Source organism: Dyella solisilvae, assembly GCF_003351225.1.
Taxonomy (GTDB): domain Bacteria; phylum Pseudomonadota; class Gammaproteobacteria; order Xanthomonadales; family Rhodanobacteraceae; genus Dyella; species Dyella solisilvae.
The window spans coordinates 171448-192060 of the sequence record NZ_QQSY01000006.1; the positions used below are offsets into that span (position 1 = coordinate 171448).

Annotated in this window: 11 protein-coding genes; 5 read left to right on the plus strand and 6 right to left on the minus strand. The window is 66.9% G+C overall.

Translation table 11 applies throughout. The features are described 5' to 3' along the window. Positions 1-19: 19 nt before the first annotated feature. The 5 genes from DVT68_RS18150 to DVT68_RS18170 all read right to left on the minus strand — a co-directional run bounded on the left by DVT68_RS18150 (position 20) and on the right by DVT68_RS18170 (position 7696). Positions 20-2308, minus strand: coding sequence for a UvrD-helicase domain-containing protein (locus tag DVT68_RS18150; protein ID WP_114826610.1), 2289 nt, complete (start codon positions 2306-2308; stop codon positions 20-22). Between the two features lie 70 nt (positions 2309-2378). Further along, positions 2379-4337: a serine hydrolase domain-containing protein gene (locus DVT68_RS18155; protein ID WP_114826611.1), complete on the minus strand. Its 1959-nt coding sequence runs from the start codon at positions 4335-4337 to the stop codon at positions 2379-2381. Between the two features lie 99 nt (positions 4338-4436). Further along, entirely contained in the window at positions 4437-5639 is a 1203-nt protein-coding gene (locus tag DVT68_RS18160; protein WP_114826612.1) for an FAD-dependent oxidoreductase, read from the minus strand. A 117-nt stretch (positions 5640-5756) separates the two neighbouring features. Continuing rightward, positions 5757-5975: a hypothetical protein gene (locus DVT68_RS18165; RefSeq protein WP_114826613.1), complete on the minus strand. Its 219-nt coding sequence runs from the start codon at positions 5973-5975 to the stop codon at positions 5757-5759. Positions 5976-6082: 107 nt separating this feature from the next. Next, a complete protein-coding gene (locus tag DVT68_RS18170) occupies positions 6083-7696 on the minus strand; it encodes an alpha-glucosidase family protein (protein WP_114826614.1) in 1614 nt (537 codons plus the stop codon). Between the two features lie 510 nt (positions 7697-8206). Here DVT68_RS18170 and DVT68_RS18180 point away from each other — a divergent pair. From DVT68_RS18180 to DVT68_RS18200, 5 genes are all read left to right on the plus strand, one after another. Next, positions 8207-11095 (plus strand): TonB-dependent receptor, encoded by a 2889-nt coding sequence (locus DVT68_RS18180; protein ID WP_147281770.1) that lies wholly within the window; start codon positions 8207-8209, stop codon positions 11093-11095. A gap of 180 nt (positions 11096-11275) precedes the next feature. Next, on the plus strand, positions 11276-12850 hold the full coding sequence (locus DVT68_RS18185; protein WP_114826617.1) for an alpha-amylase family glycosyl hydrolase: 1575 nt from the start codon (positions 11276-11278) through the stop codon (positions 12848-12850). Next, positions 12850-15189, plus strand: coding sequence for a glycoside hydrolase family 31 protein (locus tag DVT68_RS18190; RefSeq protein WP_114826618.1), 2340 nt, complete (start codon positions 12850-12852; stop codon positions 15187-15189). Before DVT68_RS18185 ends, DVT68_RS18190 begins: the two co-directional genes overlap by 1 nt. Next, positions 15186-17396 (plus strand): glucosidase family protein, encoded by a 2211-nt coding sequence (locus tag DVT68_RS18195; protein WP_114826619.1) that lies wholly within the window; start codon positions 15186-15188, stop codon positions 17394-17396. The genes DVT68_RS18190 and DVT68_RS18195 overlap by 4 nt, the downstream gene beginning before the upstream one ends. Further along, on the plus strand, positions 17393-18880 hold the full coding sequence (locus DVT68_RS18200; RefSeq protein ID WP_114826620.1) for an MFS transporter: 1488 nt from the start codon (positions 17393-17395) through the stop codon (positions 18878-18880). The genes DVT68_RS18195 and DVT68_RS18200 overlap by 4 nt, the downstream gene beginning before the upstream one ends. Positions 18881-18889: 9 nt before the next feature. Here DVT68_RS18200 and DVT68_RS18205 read toward each other — a convergent pair whose 3' ends face one another. Continuing rightward, positions 18890-19918, minus strand: a complete 1029-nt coding sequence (locus DVT68_RS18205) for a LacI family DNA-binding transcriptional regulator (RefSeq protein ID WP_114826644.1) — start codon at positions 19916-19918, stop codon at positions 18890-18892. Positions 19919-20613 lie beyond the last annotated feature (695 nt).

Genomic DNA, 20613 nt, shown 5'->3' on the forward strand with positions numbered 1-20613 from the left:
TGGCGCCTGGCGTTTCGTTTTATAGCGGCGTCAGGTTGGCATAGGCGTAGACCAGCCACTTGCTGCCGGCGGCGGCGAAGTTCACCTGGATGCGCATGTGCGCGCCGCTGCCTTCCGCGCTGATGACCACGCCTTCGCCGAAGCTGGGATGGCTGACGCGCTGGCCGAGCTTCAGTGGCAGGCTTTCTTCCAGCGAGATCGAGCCGCTGTTCGGGCGTGCGCCGTAAAGCGGTCGGCTTACCTGCACGCGGGGACGCACCTCGTCGATCAGCTCGGGCGGGATCTCCGCCAGGAAGCGCGAGGGGCGCGCCAGCATCTCCACGCCGTGCATGCGGCGCGATTCGGCATGGGTGATGAACAGGCGCTCGCGCGCACGGGTGATGCCGACGTAGGCGAGGCGTCGCTCTTCTTCCAGGCGACCCTCGTCTTCCACCGAGCGCTGGCTGGGGAACAGGCCTTCCTCCATGCCGACCAGGAACACCACCGGGAACTCCAGGCCCTTGGCCGAGTGCAGCGTCATCAGTTGCACGCAGTCATCCCACGCTTCGCCCTGGCCTTCGCCGGCTTCCAGCGCGGCATGCGAGAGGAAGGCGGCCAGTTCGCTCAGGCCGGCCTCCTCGTCGTCCGGCGTCAGCTCGAAGCGGCTCGCCACGTTGACCAGTTCGTCCAGGTTTTCCACACGCGACTCGGCGTTGCCGCGGCTGTCCTTCTCGTAGAAGTCGCGCAGGCCGGTGTGGGTGATGGCGTGGTCGATCTGCTCGGCAAGCGCCATCGCACTGCTAGCCCTCTCCCCTGCGGGGAGAGGGTCGGGTGAGGGGGCATTCGGAGCGGAAGCCTGGGACAAGCCCGACCCCTCACCCCAGCCCTCGCCCCCAAGGGGAGAGGGAGCAAAAGTGCGCGCCATGTCCTCGATCATCAGCAGGAAGGCCTTCACGGCGTTCTTCGCGCGGCCGGCCAACTCGCTGCCACCGCTGAGCTCGTTGAGCGCGGATTCCCACATCGAGCTGTTCTCGACGCGGGCGCGACGGCGCAGCACATCCAGCGTGCGGTCGCCGATGCCGCGCGGCGGCGTGTTCACTGCGCGCTCGAAGGCGGCGTCGTCATGCCGGTTGGAGGAGAGGCGAAGATAGGCTAGCGCGTCCTTGATTTCCGCGCGGTCGAAGAAGCGTTGCCCGCCGTACACGCGGAAGCGGATGTCCCGCTGCATCAGCTGTTCTTCGAAGTTGCGCGACTGTGCGTTGGAGCGATAGAGGATCGCGCAATCGCGCGCCTCGCCGTGCTCGTTGATGTATTCGCGGATGCGCTCGATGACGAAGCGCGCCTCGTCCTGCTCGTTGTAGGCGGCGTACAGCGCGATGCGCTCGCCTTCACCACCGTCGGTCCACAGCTGCTTGCCCAGGCGCCCGCCGTTGCGCGCGATCACGCTGTTGGCGGCCTTGAGGATGGTGGAGGTGGAGCGATAGTTCTGCTCGAGCTTGATGGTGCGGGCGCCGGGGAAATCGCGCAGGAACTGCTGCACGTTCTCCACCTTGGCGCCGCGCCAGCCGTAGATGGCCTGGTCGTCGTCGCCCACCACGAACACCTGGCCGGTCTGGCCGGCGAGCACGCGGATCCACGCGTATTGCAGCGTGTTGGTGTCCTGGAACTCGTCAATCAGCAGGTAGCGCCAGCGGTCGCGATAGTGCTCGAGCACCTTCGGGTTGTTCAGCCACAGCTCGTGCGCGCGCAGCAGCAGCTCGGCGAAATCGACCAGGCCCGCACGGCGGCAGGCTTCCTCATAGGCCTGGTAGATCTGCACCAGCGTGCGCGTCATCGGGTGGTCGCGGTGCTCGATGGTATCGGCGCGCTTGCCTTCGTCCTTCCACTGGTTGATCTGCCAGGTGGCCTGGCGCGGCGGGAAGCGCGCCTCGTCCAGCCCGAGACCGGTGACCACGCGCTTGACGATGCGTTGCTGGTCGTCGGCATCGAGGATCTGGAAGCCCTCAGGCAAACCGGCCTCGCGCCAATGTCGGCGCAACAGGCGATGGGCGATGCCATGGAACGTGCCGACGGTGAGGCCCTGTGTGCCGCCCGGGATCAGCTGGTCCAGGCGCGCGCGCATCTCGCCGGCGGCCTTGTTGGTGAAGGTGACGGCGAGGATCGCCCACGGCGATACACCCATCACCTGGGTGAGCCAGCCGATGCGGTGGGTCAGCACGCGGGTCTTGCCGGAGCCGGCGCCGGCGAGCACGAGGTAGTTGCCGGGCGGCGCGCACACCGCTTCGCGCTGCGCGTCGTTGAGCTTGTCGATCAGGTGGGAGACATCCATCCTGCCTATTGTAGCGGGCCGGCCGAAACCGCACCCGCAGCGCGGCCCTGCACGGTGAAGAGGGCTGCCCCTAGTAGTTGATGTTCAGGGCAAGCAGCCGCCAGCGGACGATGAAGGCGATGGCGCCCAGACACGCCAGCAGCAACAGCACATCGCTGATCCGCCGCCACCAGCCGCCCTTGCTGCGCCAGGCGCGCCAGGTCTCGATCGCCACGGCGACGCTGCCGAACACGGCCAGCACGCCCACCAGCTGCAGCAGGCGCAGGCGCAGGTCCAGTCCCGGCAGGATCAGCCTGAACAGCATCAGGCGCCAGCCAATGGCGAACAACAGGTACAACACCGCAGTGAGGCGACTGAGCCGATACCAGCGCACGTCCTCGTCCGGCAACGCTTTCTGCGGGCGCCGGCGCAGCAGTGCCTCCACCGGCCACGACAAGACCAATGCGATGAACAGCACGATCGGCACGAGCGCGCTGAGCGCGATCTGCGTTGGCGTCCAGCCTGTCGCGGGCAGATACACACGGACCGGTGACTGGGTATCGATCGAGAGCATCACCGGCTTGCCGTCATGCATCACCACGCCAAGGCGGCGCCCGGTCGCATCGTCCACCCACACGTAAGGCTGCACTTCGCGCCAGTGCGCCGGGCCAAACATGGGCGCCTGCAGCGTGCCATCGGCGGCCATGCCGATGCTGAGTTGACCAAGGGCGTCGGGTAGCGCCAGCAGGTTGTCCTGGGAGATGACGCTGGGCAGGTAGCGGCCGGCGAGCTGCGCGCCATGGACCTTGTCGGTGGCCAGGGTGGGTTGCCTGAGTTGAGGCAGCGGCGGGAAATGGCGGTCGGCGAAACGCTCCATCAGCGGGCGCAGCAAGGGCGCCGCATGACCACCGTCGGTGGCGATGAAGATGCCTGTGTGATGCTCGGGAAACAGCATCAGCAGGCTGTGGAAGCCGCCGACTTCGCCACCGTGGCCCAAGATGACCTGGCCGTTCCTATCCATGCGCAGGAAGCCCAGGGCCATGCCAGGCAGCCCGGGAATCGCCGCGCGCTGGTTGTCCTGCATCTGGCGCACGGTGGCCTGCTCGAGCAATTGCGCGTTGCCCGAGCGGCCGTACTGCAGGTGGGCGATCATGAAGCGCGCCATATCGTCGCCGCTGGCCGACAGCGCGCCAGCGGGCACGGCCGTGCGCAGGTCGAACGGGCGCGGAGGCGCGTCCGGCTGGCCATAGGCGGGCATCACGTCCGCCTGCAACGCATCCGGCAGCGGCTGCCGGAAGCTTGAATGCTTCATCTCCAGCGGCTCCAGGATGTGCCGCTCGATGTAGTCGTCGAACGGTTGCCCGGACACGCGCTGCACGATGTAGCCGGCCAGGGCGGCGCCGTAAGTGGAATAGGCCGGCACGTCGCCGGACGGATGGATGCGCGTGGGTACCCAGCGCTTGAGCCAGGTGTCGAAGGGCAGCAGCGTGGCGGGACTCGTCGCATAGCGGTCCTTGAGCGCATCCTCGAAGCCCGCCGTATGCGTCATCAGGTCGCGCAGCGTGATCGGCTTGCCGTCACGCGGCGGAATGGGAAAGTCGAGATACAGGTTGATGTCGGCGTCGAGGTCGAGCTTGTGCTTCTCCACCAGCTGCATCACCGCCGTCCAGGTGAACAACTTCGAGATGGAGCCGACGCGGAACATGCTGGTCTCGGGATCAACCGGCTTTTTCGCTCCGGCATCGGCGTAGCCGTAGCCCCTGGACAGCACGATCTCGCCATCCTTCACCACCACCGCCACGGCGCCGGTGACCGCGCCCTGCCGCATCACGTCGTTCATCTGCGCATCCAGCCACGGCTGCAGGTCGCTGGCGCTGAGTTCGTTGGCGCCGATCTGCGTGACGGCCGCGTGCTTCTGCTCCGGCAGCGGGGTGATCTGGATCTGCGCCTGCGCCTGGGCCAGCAGGGGCGACAACGTCAGCGCGAAGGTGGCCAGGGCGCGCCGCAGACAGCCCTGCCATGCGGCGTAGCGTCCAGCGGCTGGGTTCATGGCGCGGCTCCCGGGGTCCGCCGGCGGCGGTCGAACGGCAAGTATGCCGCGCGCCCCAGACGCGCGTGTCTGCACGCCGTCAACGTTGTCAGCGCATCTTCAGCCGCGGCGCATGCCGGTCATCAGATCTGCCAATTCGCGCACGGCGGCTTCGGAGTCCTCGCGGCGGGGCGTGATGTCGGGATTGTTGAAATTACCCGTGTCACCGATCACCTGCACCATGATGCCGTCGCTGCGCGGCACCACGCTGATGTCGCGCATGCGCAGGCCGTAATTCACTTCCGGCTGCGGAACCAGCCGCGCGGTCTGGCCGCGCACCGGAATCACCGTGTCGTCGCCGAACAGCGCGCGCGCGCCGTAGCCGGTGGCGTTGACCAGAGTGTGCTCGGGCAGCTTGAGCAAGTCCTCGGGCCGGGTGAACTCGCGCTGCTCGATGCGCCCGCCGGCGGCGAGGAACTCGGACAGCAGGTAGTTCGCGTAGCTGCTGATGTTGAACATCAGCGTGGTGTAGCGGCGCACGTACGGTTCCGGGAACGGATGGCTGCCGGGCGGCAACTCCACCGGGCGGGGCGTGAGGTCATGCACGCGGTCACTGAAGTCACCGAATTCGGGTTCGTCCGGCACCTCGCCGTGGAATTTGCCGAACGGCGCGTCAGCGAGTGAATAACCGTCGATCCATTCGATCGGCTTGCCCGGCAGGCCGAGCAGGCTCTGGTAACGCGCATGGGAGATGCGCGTCATCCTTTCCCAGCGATCAGCCAGCGCCGGTGCGTGCGCGGCGTCGCAGATGCGCGAATCGGGCGTCCACAGGCCGGAGGCCCGCATGGAGAACACGTCGGGCGGCAGGTCCTTCGCGTAAATGCGCACGCTGAATCCCGCGCGTTGCGCCAGCAGCGCCGTGGTCAGGCCGATCGCGCCGCAGCCGATCACACCCAGTTCGCGTACGCCGGTGGCCTGCACCATCTGCAGCGCCAGCGTGCCCGAGCCCCAGGACAGCGACCAGCCGCTGCCGCCATGCCCGTAGTTGTGCACGACAGTCTTGTGGCCCAGCTTCTGCGCCTCGATGCGCGGGCCGGCCGCGCGGAACGGCCGGGTGCACACATAGACGCCGGTGATGCGGTCGATGCTGGCCCGGATCGGCGCGAGCTCCACGCCTTCGGCGCCCAGTCGCGTGCCCGGCGCCACGACGCTGCCGCTGGCGGCGGTCGACGCCCGCGGTGGCGGCGCACAGGCGGCGAGGCCCGCGGTCGACGCTACGGCGAGGGTGGCGCCGGCCTGGCGCAGGAACTGCCGGCGCTGCATGGACTTGTCTTCCGATTCAGACACGCGGGGACTCCGGACGGGTGACGCCGGCGCGCTCCGCGTGTCGCGGGGGCAGGCCAGGGAGACGAGGATGCGGCACGGGCAGGCGCAATGGCCTCAGCCCTTCCTGAGAAATCCACCGAGCGCAAGCACCGCGCCCACCGCGATGCCGACGATGCCCATCCACGACGGGATCGCCTTGTCATGCGTGGCGGTGATCTTGGCCGAGCCGATCTGCACCAGGGTGTCGGTGGCCTGGTAGCTGCCGTGTCCGAGGGCGACCCATACGCCGGCGGCCAGCACGGCCAGCCCGAGGATGATCAATACGGCGCGCATGGATGACTCCCTGATGATCGAGGGTCCGATCATAGGAGCGCGGGCGGCGCGGGAAAAGTCGACGGCGGCGCCGGACTGCGCGTCCGCCGTCGAGAGGGAAACTGGTATCAGCCGAGGCGGGCGAACAACACGCCGTGGGCCGGCAGGCTCAGCGCGCCGTTGGCCAGCTCGCCCTGGGGCAGGCCGTGGCCGTTGATCGGCGTGGCCGTGGCGTCGGCCAGCGGCACGGTCACCGGCTGGCGGGACAGGTTGAAGGCGACCAGCACGGTGTCGTCGCCGTGGCGACGGGTGAAGGCAAGCACCGGCTCGGGCGTGTCGAGGAAGCGGATCTCGCCCCAGCGCAGCGCCGGCTGCGAGCGACGCCACGCCACGAAGGTGCGGAAGCCGTTGAGCGCCGAGGCGGGCTCGGCTTCCTGCAGCGTCACCGCCAGCGCGCGATGCTCGGCGGGCACCGGCAGCCATGGATCGCCGACGCTGAAGCCGGCATGCACGCCGCCGTTCCACGGCATCGGCGTGCGGCATCCGTCACGGCCCTTGAAGTTCGGCCAGAAGGTGATGCCGTAGGGATCCTGCAGCGACTCGAACGGCACCTCGGCCTCGGTGAGGCCCAGCTCTTCGCCCTGGTAGACGCACACCGAACCGCGCAGCGAGCACACCATCGCGCTCAACAGGTTGGCCAGTTGCGGCGAGGCGTCGCCATTGCCCCAGCGGCTGAGCACGCGCGCCACGTCGTGGTTGGAGATGGCCCAGCACGGCCAGCCTTCCAGCATCTGCGACTCGAGGTTCTCGACCGTGCGGCGGATGTAGGCGGCGCTGAAATCGTCGGTGAGCAGCTCGAAGCTGTAGCCCATGTGCAGGCGACGGCCGCTGGTGTACTCGGCGGTGGTGGCCAGCGAATCCTCCGAAGAGATCTCGCCGATCGCCGCCACCTCGTCGTACTGGTCCATCAGTGCGCGCAGCTCCTCGAGGAACGCGAGGTTCTCCGGCTGCGTGTTGTTGTAGTAGTGGTACTGGAACGCGTACGGGTTGTCCGGGCTGAAGCCGCGGCCCACGCGCTTGTCCTCGGGCTTGGCCGGGTTGTCGCGCAGCTCGCGGTCGTGGAAGCAGAAGTTGATCGCATCCAGGCGCAGGCCGTCCACGCCCTTGTCCAGCCAGAACTTCACCTCGTCCAGCACCGCGCGGCGCACGTCCGGGTGGTGATAGTTGAGGTCCGGCTGCGAGGTCAGGAAGTTGTGCAGGTAGTACTGGCCGCGGCGCGGTTCCCACTGCCAGGCGCAACCGCCGAACAGCGACAGCCAGTTGTTCGGCGGCGTGCCGTCGTCCCGCGAGTCGGCCCACACGTACCAGTCGGCCTTGGGATTGTCGCGGCTCTCGCGGCTTTCCTTGAACCAGGCGTGCTCCACCGAGGTATGGCTGAGCACCTGGTCGATCATCACCTTCAGGCCCAGGCGGTGCGCCTTGGCCAGCAGGCGGTCGAAGTCGTCGTTGCTGCCGAACAGCGGATCGACTTCGCGGTAGTCGGCGATGTCGTAGCCGAAGTCGGCCATGGGCGAGCGGAAGAACGGGGAGATCCAGATCGCGTCCACGCCGAGGCTCGCGACATAGTCGAGCTTGTCGATGATGCCCGGCAGATCACCCACGCCATCGCCGTTGGTGTCCATGAAGCTGCGTGGATAGATCTGATAGGTGACGGCTCCGCGCCACCATGGTGCTTGACTCATGTCACGTGTCCCAAGGTTCCCGCCCAATGCGCACGCTGCGAGGACAGCTGGTCCGAGCGAAGCGCGGGGGCAGCTTAAAGGCAGAGTCGTTGCCGATCGCCTTGACTGCATACGTATTCAAAAAAACGCGATATTGCGACGCAGCACGGCGAATTCTCGCGGCGACGCGGACGAAAAATATCGCGCGCCGCATGACGGATAGATGGCGCAAAACCGCATCGTTGAAGCGCGTCGGGCGATTTTTCCGTGGCCTCGTCCGTCGCACGTCTACGAGGGTCGTGCGACGCGACGCCATTAGAATTTTGTCAAAGGTGCACAAAAAAACGCGGTCATGAATACGTATGCAGAGGCCTGTTCGCCATTTGGCGCAGCCCTACCATGACCGCCACGCGACGGAGCCCCCGACATTCGGCATGCACTGGCGCGTAGCCCGCAGCAGTCTGTGGGGACTGCTGCGGCAACTACAAAACCAAATGAAGTGCAAACCCGTGGGAGGGGAAGACGGTGATCTTGAAACGTAATGTGCTGGCCATGGCGCTGGCGTCCGGCCTTTTGTTTGCTGCCGGCATTCATGCAACGCCGACTGATACGGGCGCGACCGCGGGCAGCAGCGCTGCCGGCAACGGTGCGACCAGCGACCAGACGACGCCTGCCGCCTCGCAGCAGCAGGGCGACCAGTCGACCAGCGGCAAGCAGACCCAGGATCAGCAGCTGGCCAAGAGCCTGTCGACCATTACCGTGACCGGTTACAACCAGGGCATGGAAAAGGCGATCGACTTCCAGCGCTACGCCGACACGATCCAGAACGTCATCACCCCGGCCGACATCGGCGGCCTTCCCGACCAGTCGATCGCCGACGCGCTGACCCGCCTGCCGGGCGTGTCCGCCGAGCGTATCGCCGGCCAGGCCTCGCAGATCAACATCCGCGGCCTCTCGGGCAACTTCATCCAGACCACGCTCAATGGTCGCGAGCAGCCGTCCACCAGCGGCACCAACTACATCCAGTTCGACCAGTACCCGTCCGAGCTGATCAACATGGCCACGGTGTACAAGTCGTCCCAGGCCTCGCTGATCACCGGCGGCGTCGGCGGCACCATCGCGATGGAGACGGCCAACCCGCTCAATGCGCCGAAGGAGCAGAACCTCAACGTCGACGCGCGTGGCAGCTACAACAGCCAGGCCAACGACGTGGCCGGCGCCAACTCCACCGGCTACCGCCTGAGCGCGGCCTACCAGGGCAAGTTCCTCGACAACACCCTGGGCATCGGCCTGGGCGTGGCGCAGATGTACCAGCCGCACGTGGCCGAACAGTTCGTGGGTGAAGCCTCCGACGGCAACCTCGTCACGCTGCCCAGCGGCCAGAACGCCTACCTGACCCAGGGCCTGCAACTGCAGCAGAACGGCGGCAACGAGCGCCGCACCGGCGAGCTCGCCACCGTGGTGTGGAAGGCCAGCGACGAGCTGACCCTGTCGCTCGACTCGTTCTACTCCAAGTTCAAGAACACCTCGTTCGGCTACGGTTTCCGTTCGCAGAACATGTACGGCAACCAGGACCTGGTCTCCAACGCGGTGCTCGGCCCCTACGGCACGATGACCGGCGGCACGGTGACCAGCACCGGCGGCGGCAACTTCTCGAACGAGACCACCGCCGACAACTACACCACCGACACGAGCATCTTCTCCGGTGGCCTGAACATGAAGTGGAACCACGACCGTTGGCACATCAATGCCGACCTGTCGTTGTCGCGCGCCACCAGCAACGAGATCAACGTCGACACCACGGCTGATCCGTACACCGGCCTGGGCACCGCCACTCCGCAGCTGATGGCGCAGTCCACCACCTACCAGCTAGCCGGCCGCAACCTGGGCACGGTGTCGTTCGCCAACCCGGGCGTCTACACCAACCTCAACGACATGGCTCTGTCGCGTTACGGCGTGTACCCCTACATCTATCACGACAAGATGAAGGCGTTCCGCACCGACGTGAAGTACGACCTGCCCAACAGCAACTGGTTCTCCGCGCTGGAAGCGGGCGTGTACGCGAACAATCACACGTACAACGCCGACCGCGAGGTCTACGTGTATGGCAACGAGTGGGGCAGTGGCGGCACGATTCCGCTGACCATTCCGTCGAGCGCCGCCAACGTCACCTGCTGGAAGGGCAACTTCTCGGGTTACCCGTGCTTCCTGCAGCTCAACGGCCCGGCCATCCTCGCCGCGCATGGCATCACCGCCACCCCGGTGAAGGACTGGAACAACAGCTGGTCGTTGATCCAGAGCGGATCGGTCGACACGCAGACCCGCGACGTGTACTTCATGGCTGACATCGACGCGCAGGACGTGTTCGGCCACGAGCTGACCGGCAACGTCGGCATGCGTTATTCGCACCAGCAGCAGACCAGCTACGGCATCCAGCAGGTGGGCAATGGCGCCGGCGTGCCGATCACCGACGGCTACGGCGTGGTCAGCACCGACTACGCACCGCTCACCGTCGGCAAGACCTACGGTGACTGGCTGCCGTCGCTGAACCTGGTCTATCACCTGACGGAAAACGACCAGACGCGCTTCTCCGCCGCCAAGGTGCTGTCGCGCCCGCCGATCAACCAGATGATGGCCGGCTCGGGCTCGTGGGTGTCCAATGGTCCGGGCCCTCTTGCCCAGTACAACGTGTGGGGCGGCACCAGCCCGCTGCTCAATCCGCTGCGCGCGACCCAGTTTGACCTGACCTACGAGCACTACTTCGAGGACTCCAGCGGTCTGGTCAGCGGCGGCGTGTTCTACAAGGACATCAAGTCGTTCATCCAGGCGGTCACGTACAACAACTACAACTTCGCCTCGGCCGGCATCCCGGTGCCGACCAACCCGGACACGGGACAGCCGTACCTCAACGGCCAGTACCAGACGGCCTACAACGCCAAGGGTGGCGAGGTGCGCGGCCTGGAGCTGGCGTTCGCCAAGAACCACATCTTCCCGGGCATCTGGGAAGGCCTGGGCGTGCAGGGCAACTTCGCGCTGACCTCCAGCACGGTGAGCAACCCCACCACGCTGGGCGGCGCGACCTCGTACATCGGCCTGCCGGGCCTGTCGCGTCGCGTGGCCAGCGCCGCGGTGTTCTACGACTACGGTCCGTTCTCGGCCCGCGTGTCCGGCAACTACCGCTCGAAGTTCGCCTCCGACACGCAGATGTCGGTGACCAACCAGATGGTCACCTTCGCCGCGGAGACGGTGTACGACTTCCAGGCCTCGTACAACTTCACCGACCAGTGGAGCGTGGTGTTCCAGATGTTGAACCTCAACAATCAGCCGACCCGCACCTACTTCGGTTCCGATCCGTCGCAGACCGGCACGATCCAGTACTTCGGTCGTACCAGCTACCTCGGCGTGAACTTCAAGCTGTAAGCCACGATCGCGCCGGCGCCCACCAGGACGCCGGCGCGATGCTTTTGGGGGCCACGCCGCTGACGGCGTGGCGCTGCAACACCGCGAGGCCCGGCGTGGCGGCCACCGGTCCGAAGCGACGATCAGCGTTTCCGGTGTACCGTTCCGTCGAAGGCTCGTGGCCTTCGAATGGAGCAAGGCATGTCCCGGAATCGTCTGTTCAGTACTCTGGCTTCCCTCTTTGCCCTGGCGCTTGGCGCAGGCGCCATCCCTTCGGCCCAAGCGGCCGACACCGCGCCCGCTCCGGCGGCTGCCGCGGCCCCTTCGGGCGTCTATTACGAGATCTTCGTCCGCGCCTGGTATGACACCAGCGGCGACGGCATCGGCGATATCAACGGCGTCACCGCCAAGCTCGACTACCTCAAGTCGCTGGGCGTCAGCGGCATCTGGCTGATGCCGATCAACCCGTCGCCCAGTTACCACGGCTACGACATCACCGACTACTACGGCATCAATCCGCAGTACGGCAGCATGGCCGATTTCCAGCACCTGATCGATGAGGCGCACAAGCGCGGCATCGCGGTGACCATGGACATGGTGATCAACCACACAGCCAAGGACCATCCATGGTTCCTGGATGCGCAGAAGGCCGGCGACGCGCACCGCGACTGGTACACCTGGTCGCCCAAGCGCCCGAATCTCGGCGCGATGAGCGCCACCGATACCCCGATCTGGCACGCCGGCGCCGACGGCTGGTACATCGGCGTGTTCGGCGGCCACATGCCCGACCTCAACTACGACAATCCGGCCGTGCGCGCGGAGATGATCAAGGTCGGCCAGTACTGGCTGGGCAAGGGCGTCGACGGTTTCCGCCTGGATGCGGCCAAGCACATCTACGTGGACTTCAAGTCGGACGTGCACAGCGCCGAGGCGTTGCAGAAGAACGTCGCATGGTGGACCGAATACCACGACGCGCTGGCCAAGACGAAGCCGGACGTGACCCTGGTCGGCGAAGTGAGCGCCACCTCGCCCAAGGAGCTGGCGCCGTATCTCAAGCCGCTGGGCTCGATCTTCGACTTCCCGCTGGCCGAGCAGCTGATCGTCAGCGCCAAGAGCGAGAAATCAGACGCGCTCGGCAAGCTGCTCAAGGCGACCTACGACGCGTACAAGGCGGCGGGCGATACGCCGCACATCGATTCCACCTTCCTGTCGAACCACGACCAGGAACGCGTGATGAGCCGCCTCGGCGGCAACCTCGACCATATGCGCATGGCGGCCGCGATGCTGCTGACCCTGCCGGGCCGGCCGTACATCTACTACGGCGAAGAGCTGGGCATGGAGGGCAAGAAGCCCGATGAGAACCTGCGCGAGCCGATGCGCTGGACACGCGAGCCGGGCCCGGGTGAGTCGCGCTGGAAGCCGACCAGCGTGCACCAGGGCCAGCTGGTGTCGGTGCAGGCCGAGCAGGACGACCCCAACTCGTTGCTCAACACCTATCGCACGCTGATCTCGTGGCGTGCGCAGAGCAGCGCGCTGCGCGACGGCGCGCTCGACGTCGTCGCCACCGGCAATCCGCACCTGTTCGCCTTCTGGCGCGACGACGGCAAGCAGCGCGTGCTGGTGGTGCACAACCTGTCCGGCAAGGCGGCACACTGGAAGCCCTCGCAAGCCATGCTGCCCAAGGACGCTACCGTGATGTTCAAGAGCAAGCCCGACGTCGCCCTGGAGGATCGCCAGTTGAACCTGCCCGCCTACAGCACCGTGGTGCTGCACTGATGCGCACGCGCCTGCTCGCCCTGGCCCTGCTCGCCGCCATCACCGGCGTGCCGGCCGCCGCCGCCGCCGCCGAACACGCCGACGCGGACAACGATCGGATGACGCTTGCCTTGCCGCAGGGCAAGGTGGAACTGCGGCTGCTCGCCCCCGGCATCGTGCAACTGCGCATGGACGGCACGCACGAGCCGGCCACGCCGGTTATCGATGCGCGCGCCAGTTTCGAGCCGGTGGCGGTGGAGCGCGACCAGCAGGGCGATGAGCAGGTGCTGCGCTCCGATCGCGTCACCCTGCGCTGGAACGCCAAGCGTGCGGAGCTGCGCATGGAGGACCATGCCGGCCACCTGCTGCTGGACGCCGATCTCTCGCACGCGGCCGACGGCCACTGGACGCTGCGCCACGCCAAGGGTGAGCCGCAGTACGGTATCGGCGGGCTCAATGCCTTCGATCGCGCCACCGGCACGCTGACCCGCGAGGGCAAGCAGCAGGCCACGGCCGGCACGCAGGGCCATACGGGCGCGCCACTGGTGTGGAGCACCGCCGGCTACGGCGTGCTCGCCGACGCCGAACCGGCGACCTTCAACCTCAGCGATACCGCCATCGCCATCCGCGCCGGACAGCAGCCGGTGCGCACGATCTACCTGCTGGCGGGCGACCCGGCCGAGCTGTTCGGCCAGGTGCGCAAGCTCAGTGGCGCGGCGCCGATGTTCCCCAAGTGGGCCATGGGCTTCACCAACAGCCAGTGGGGCATCGACCAGCAGGAAGCGCTGACCCTGGTCGACACCTATCGCGCCAAGCACATCCCCATCGACAACTTCACCTTCGACTTCGACTGGAAGGCGTGGGGCGAGGACATGGGCGAGTTCCGCTGGAACACCGACAAGTTCCCGGACGGCCCCAGCGGCAAGCTCAAGCAGCAGATGGACCAGCGCGGCATGCACATGACCGGCATCATGAAGCCGCGCGTGCACGTGGACACGTCGGAAGGCCGCGAGGCCACCGCCAAGGGCTACTGGCTGGCCCAGTCGAAGGCGGCGCCGGATTACTTCTCGCACAAGCTCGCGCGCGACATCGACTTCGACATGCCGGCCGTGCGCGAGTGGTTCTTCAACGATGCGGTGAAGCACTCTTTCGACACCGGCATCGTGGGCTGGTGGAATGACGAAGCCGACACCAGCGGCGTCGATACCCAGTTCCTCAACATGCAGCGCGCGATGTACGACGGCCAGCGCGCCTACAGCGACCGTCGCGTGTGGTCGGTCAACCGCAATTTCTACCTCGGATCGCAGCGATACGCCTATGGCGTGTGGTCAGGTGACATCCGTAGCAGCTTTCCCACCATGGCGGCGCAGCGCCAGCGCATGCTGGCGGCATTCGACGTGGGCGCGATGCACTGGGGCATGGACGGCGGCGGCTTCAACAAGGCCCATCCGACGGACGAAAACTACGCGCGCTGGATCGAATTCGGCGCATTCACGCCGGTGTTCCGCGTGCACGGCGATTTCGGCGAGAAGCGCCAGCCATGGGTCTACGGGCCGGTGGCCGAAAAGGCCGCCACCGATGCGATCCGCCTTCGCTATTCGCTCATTCCGTACATCTACGCCTATGAGCATCAGAACCATGTCACCGGCGTGGGCCTGGTGCGGCCGCTGCAGTTTGTCTATCCCGACGACCCCGCGCAGCGCGACCGCATCGACGCGTGGATGTTCGGCGACTACCTGCTGGTGTCACCGGTGGTGGAGCAGGGCCAGACGTCCAAGCGCCTGCAACTTCCGTCGGGTCGCTGGTTCGGCTGGTTCGATGGCAAGACTTACGAGGGCGGGCGCGACGTCACGCTGGCGACGGACGCCAAGGGCTGGGGCGACATCCCGCTGTTCGTCCGCGAAGGCGCGATCATTCCGCAGCAGCCGGTGATGGACTATGTGGGTCAGCAGCCGGTCACCGCGCTGGACGTGCAGGTGTTTCCGTCCGATCACGAAACCCGCTTCGAGGTCTATGACGACGATGGCGAGACCTACGGGTACGAGAAGGGCGCCTACTTCCTGCAGCCGCTAGCGGTCCAGCGCAACGGCGCCACCGTGGACTTCCGCGCCGCTGCGCCGACCGGCAGCTACAAGCCGGTGTTGCGCGACTACGTGCTCGCCGTCCATGGCGACGTGGCCGGGAGCGTGAGCAGCGATGGCAAGCCGTTGCCGATGCTGGGCAGCGTGGAAGCCTTGCGCGCCTCTGCGGACGAAGGCTGGGCGCGCGGCAAGGACCGTTTCGGTGAGGTGACGTACGTGAAGCTGGCGGCCGGCAAGGCGCGTGACGTGACGATCGATACGGCGACGGTGGCTCGATGAGGGCGCGTCGTCGCCTGGCGCTGGCGGGCGCCGCATGGCTGCTCGCCGGTGTAGCAACGGCGCAAGGTATCGACACCAATGGAACGGTGAGCTGGCAAGGCCGTAGCGCGAGCATGAGCGCCGCGGGGGTCGGCAGCTTCGTGCTGCACGCCCCGCGGGGTGATCGGCGCATCGCGCCTCAGAAGCTCGCCGTGCATACGGCCAGTCCGTTGTTCGACGGCCTGTTCGCCATGGCCCAGGACGACCTGCGCCAGGACTCGGTCGCGGCCATCCGCGACGACGCCTACGACCATGGCCAGTCGATCCCGTGCGAGTGCTTCGCCACCGGCGAGAAGTGGCCGTACGTGTGGACGCGCGACCTGTCCTATGCGGTGGATCTGGCGCTGTGGCGGCTGGATCCGGAGCGGGCGCGCCAGTCGTTGCGCTTCAAGCTGTCCGAAGTGCGCGAGCCGTCGGCGACGCAGGGCCTGTACGTGATGCAGGACACCGGCTCGGGCGGCAGCTGGCCGATCAGCACCGATCGCATCGTGTGGTTCCTCGGCGCCCGCCATCTGCATGACGATCCGCATTTTGCCGACGAGACCTGGCGTGCGCTGCAGGACACGCTGGCGCAGGATCGCCAGTACACGTTCGATGCGCAGCTCGGCCTGTACCGCGGCGAGACTTCGTTCCTCGACTGGCGCGAGCAGAGCTATCCGGCGTGGACGGCGAAGGATGTGAGCTTCATCGGCGAGTCCTACGCGCTCTCCACCAACGTGCTGCACTACCAGGCGCTTCAGCTGGCGGCCGCATGGGCCGAACAACGCCACGATGCACACGTCGCGGAGTTCCGAGGGCAGGCCGAGGCGCTGAAGCGCGCCATCAACACGTACTTCTGGCGCGATGACCGCGGCCTTTACATGAGCTACATCGGCCCGGGCGCGATGCCGGTGGACAGTTACGACCTGCTGGGCATTGCTCTGGCGGTGACCAGCGGCGTCGCCGATCCGGCGCGGGCGCGCCAGGCGCTTGCGCAGTATCCGACTTGGCCGGCGGGCAGTCCGGTGATCTGGCCCGAGCGCAAGGACCAGCCGGTCTACCACAACCGTGCGATCTGGCCGTTCGTGAGCGCCTATGCGCTGCGCGCTGCGCGGGCGGTTAACGATGCACCGCGCATCGCGCACGAAATGGACTCGCTGCTGCGTGGCGCAGCGCTGTCGGCTTCGAACATGGAGAACTACGAGCTGCTGACGCAGGCCGTGCATGTGGAGGAGGGCGCGCTCAGCGGACCGGTCGTCAATTCGCCGCGCCAGCTGTGGTCGGTGGCGGGTTATCTGGACATGGTGATCGGCGGCGTGTTCGGCCTGGACGAGAGCGGGCGCATCGAACCCAAGCTCCCGGCGGCCTGGGTGGCGCCATTGTTCGGTGACCGTACGCGCATCACGCTGCAGCTGGCCGACCAGCGCATCACGCTGGTGCGACCGGCCACGCTGGACGGCGACCTGCTGGTGAGCGCATCGCAGCGCCGCGACGGCAACGAGACCATCGTTGCGCTGAAGGCCATCCGTTCGGACGCACCGCCGCTGCGCACTGACGCGCCGCTGTATGCGCCGGCGATGCCGGATGCGCCAGTGGTGACCGACACGTCCGCGGGCTGGAAGGTGAGCTTCAGCGGCAAGGGCGTGCTCTACCTTGACGGTCGCCGCGTCGGCCCGATCGATGGCAGCGTTGTCGTACCCAAGGGAGCATCCCGCCAGTGCTTCCGGCTCACGCGCATCGCCGAGGATGGGCTGGAGTCCCTGCCCAGCCAGGAGACCTGCAAGGGCGAGGAGACGCGTATTGCCGGCCAGGGGCCGTGGCGGTGGCGCACCAACAGCGACGGCCGCTTCGCAGTGGCGTTGGCCTATGCCAATAATCACGGTCCGATCAACACGGGCGTGACCGCAGCGGTGAAGCAACTCATGGTTCAGTGCGAAGGCCAGCCGCTGCAGTCGATCCCGCTGGTGATGCCGCATAGCGCAGGCATCCAGCGCTCCACCACCGGCAGCTTCGTCGCGCATGCGGGCGCCGCGTGCCAGTTCAGCCTGGAACAGGGGTTCAACATGAGTTATCTGCGCCACAACGCGCATTACACCGGCAACCAGGGCGGCACGGCCGGTCCGCTCAACCAGGCCAACATCGACGCGCTGCTGCTGTCGCCGGCGCCGCAGGCCGGGGCCACGCCATGAGCCGCAAGCCCGAACTGTCGTTCTGGCAGATCTTCAACATGTGCTTCGGCTTCCTGGGCATCCAGTTCGGCTTCGCCCTGCAGAACGCCAACGTCAGCCGCATCTTCCAGACGCTGGGCGCCGACGTCGGCGATATCCCGGCGCTGTGGATCGCCGCGCCGTTCAGCGGACTGATCGTGCAGCCGGTGATCGGCTACCTGTCCGACCGCACCTGGGGAAGGCTGGGCCGCCGTCGCCCGTACTTCCTGATCGGCGCGGTGCTGACCACGCTGGCCCTGTTGTGCATGCCCAACTCACCGGTGCTGTGGGTGGCCGCAGGACTACTGTGGGTCATGGACGCCACCATCAACATCTCGATGGAACCGTTCCGCGCCTTCGTAGGCGACCAGTTGCCGCCGCGACAGCGTCCGCTGGGTTACGCGATGCAGAGCTTCTTCATCGGCGTGGGGTCGGTGGTGGCCTCGCTGCTGCCCTGGCTGCTGGCCAGGTTCGGCGTCAGCAACGTGGCGGGCGAGGGGGCGATTCCCGACACCGTCCGCTACGCGTTCTACCTCGGCGGCGCCGTGCTGCTGCTGTCGGTGTTGTGGACCGTGCTGAGCACGCGCGAGTACCCGCCGGAACAGCTCGAAGCCTTCGCGGACAACGTGGCCGACGAACGCCCGGTCGATACCTCCCGCGCTTGGCACGTGGGCCTGCTGATGCTCGGCGCCGGCGCGATGCTGCTGCTGGCGATCTACCACTATGCGCTGGAGAAGGAGCTCTACCTGCTCGGCGGTGGGTTGGTGATGTTTGGCCTGCTGTTCGCGTGGCTGTCGACCACCCGCAGCGGCGGCATGCTGCGCCAGGTGATGGGGGACCTCTACGGCATGCCGGGCCCGATGCGCCGGCTGGCGCTGGTGCAGTTCTTTTCGTGGTTCGCGCTGTTCGCGCTGTGGATCTACACCACCGCGGCGGTGACCTCGGTGCAGTACGGCACGACGGACACCCACTCGGCGCTCTACAACGAGGGCGCCAACTGGGTGGGCGTGCTGTTCGCTGCCTACAACGGGTTCGCCGCGTTGGCCGCCGCCTGCATCCCGTGGATGGTGCGCCGCTGGGGACTGCGCCTCAGCCACCTGGCCAACCTGTGGCTGGGCGGCGCGGGCCTGCTGTCGTTCCTGCTGATTCGCGATCCGCACTGGCTGCTGCTGTCGATGGTCGGCGTGGGCTTCGCCTGGGCCTCGATCCTGTCCCTGCCGTACGCGCTGCTGTCGGACAACCTGCCGGCCGCGAAGATGGGCGTGTACATGGGCATCTTCAATTTCTTCATCGTCATCCCGCAGCTGCTGGCGGCCAGCGTGCTGGGCGTGCTGTTGCGCCTGTTCTTCCATGGCCAGCCGATCTGGGCGTTGGCCATGGGCGGCGCCAGCCTGGTGATCGCCGGCCTTTGTACGCTGCGCGTGGCCGAACCGGTTGCGGAACCCGTGGCGGCGCCGGCCGCGTAGCGGCGCGCCTCAGCGCGGCCGCTGGCTCGATCGACGCACGATCAGCCTGGCCGGGAGCCTGGTGCTCTCGGCCGGCTCGCCGTGGATCAGGCGCAACAGGTTGTCGACGAGGATCTCGCCGGCCAGCTTGGTGTCCTGCAGCACCGTGGTCAGCGGCGGATTGATGAAGCTGGCCATCGGGATGTCGTCGAAGCCGGCCAGCGCCACGTCGTCGGGCACCCGGAGGCCATGGTCGCCCAGCGCGCGCAGGGCGCCGATGGCGATCAGGTCGCTGGCGGCGAACACGGCGTCGAAGTTCACCCCGCGGGCCAGCAGCGTTTCCACCGCCTCATAGCCCGAGCGCTCCGTGCTCACGCCGTTCACCTGCAGCAGCGGTTCCGGTTCCAGTCCGGCTTCGCGCAGCGCGTTCACGTAGCCGCGATAGCGGTCGAAGAATTCCGGGAAGTGGCTGGAAGCGTCGCCGAGGAAGGCGATGCGCCGGCAGCCTTGCCCGATCAGGTGCGTGGTGACCTCGTACCCGCCGCTCAGGTTGTCGCAGCCAACCGAGACGTCCGGCTGATCCGGCAGCACCGCGCCCCAGCGCACGCAGCGCGTGCCCTGCGCGACCAGCTTGCTCAGCTTGTCGCGGATGGCCAGATAGTCGCCGTAACCGAGCAGGATGATGCCGTCGGCCTTTTTGCTGTCGGCATAGTCGGCGTGCCAATCGAGCGAAAACTGCTGGAAGGAGATCAGCAGGTCGTAGCCGCGCTTGGCGCTGGCCCGGGTGATCGAGCCGAGCATCGACAGGAAGAACGGGTTGATGTGCGATTCGTCGGCAGTGGGGTCCTCGAACAGCAGCAGCGCCAGCGTGCCCGTGTGCTTGGCGCGCAGGCCCGAGGCGTTCTTGTCGACCTTGTAGTTGAGCTCATCCACCGCCGCCTGGATGCGCCGGCGGGTCTCCTCGTTCACCAGCGGACTGCCACGCAGGGCGCGCGACACGGTGGACTGCGAGACGCCGGCCACGTGGGCGATATCGAACGAGGTGACTTTTCCCTTGATCTGCACGAAGCCGTGACCCCTGTGAATGCCGGCCGCGCTCCGTGTGGCCAGTCGTATGGAATTCGTAAATCCTAACGGCTCTGGGGCTCGCTGTCCTTGCGGAATGCGGGAGCTGGGGGAAGGGCAAAAAAAGAGCCCCGAGGATTAGGGGGGAATCCTCGGGGCCGGGTGGCCGCGAAACCCAGGGGAGAGGATCGCTAGCCGGATGGTTCACCCAGGGAGGTGGGTGAGCCGATGGATGCCGTTGCGCGCATCCGAGGATTAAGAACGCGCCAGTGCGGAAAAGTTGCACCCGAGAGTGCAATTTTGGTCAGCGGGGATTCATTTGACGAAATTCAAACGAATGAGGAGTGGTGGTGGATGGGTGGACGCCTTCTTGGCTTTGGTTTCTTGGCGTTGCCCGGATGGGCCGGCGTTGCCCGGATGGAGCGTAGCCTGCACCGTGCTCGCAGACCTTCCTAGCTCGTCATCCCAGCGAAGGCTGGACGGAGCGCGAAGCGCGGAGAACGCCCGGAGGGCGGCCCCGAAGGGGCGAGCGCAGCGAGTCATCCAGTGACTTTCGCTTTTGATTTGAGGGTGGCGCGACCGTGCTCGCCTGCGGCGGGCTTCCGCCGGCCTGCCGGCCGCCGGGTTACTTCTCTTTGCGTGGCCAAAGAGAAGTAACCAAGAGAAAGGCCACCCCGATGGCGCGCCTT

Coding starts and splice junctions, on each gene's coding strand:
- DVT68_RS18150 (WP_114826610.1), bottom strand. CDS start 2,308: ATGGATGTCTCCCACCTGATCGACAAGCTCAACGACGCGCAGCGCGAA.
- DVT68_RS18170 (WP_114826614.1), bottom strand. CDS start 7,696: ATGAGTCAAGCACCATGGTGGCGCGGAGCCGTCACCTATCAGATCTAT.
- DVT68_RS18185 (WP_114826617.1), top strand. CDS start 11,276: ATGTCCCGGAATCGTCTGTTCAGTACTCTGGCTTCCCTCTTTGCCCTG.
- DVT68_RS18200 (WP_114826620.1), top strand. CDS start 17,393: ATGAGCCGCAAGCCCGAACTGTCGTTCTGGCAGATCTTCAACATGTGC.
- DVT68_RS18160 (WP_114826612.1), bottom strand. CDS start 5,639: ATGCAGCGCCGGCAGTTCCTGCGCCAGGCCGGCGCCACCCTCGCCGTA.
- DVT68_RS18155 (WP_114826611.1), bottom strand. CDS start 4,337: ATGAACCCAGCCGCTGGACGCTACGCCGCATGGCAGGGCTGTCTGCGG.
- DVT68_RS18165 (WP_114826613.1), bottom strand. CDS start 5,975: ATGCGCGCCGTATTGATCATCCTCGGGCTGGCCGTGCTGGCCGCCGGC.
- DVT68_RS18190 (WP_114826618.1), top strand. CDS start 12,850: ATGCGCACGCGCCTGCTCGCCCTGGCCCTGCTCGCCGCCATCACCGGC.
- DVT68_RS18195 (WP_114826619.1), top strand. CDS start 15,186: ATGAGGGCGCGTCGTCGCCTGGCGCTGGCGGGCGCCGCATGGCTGCTC.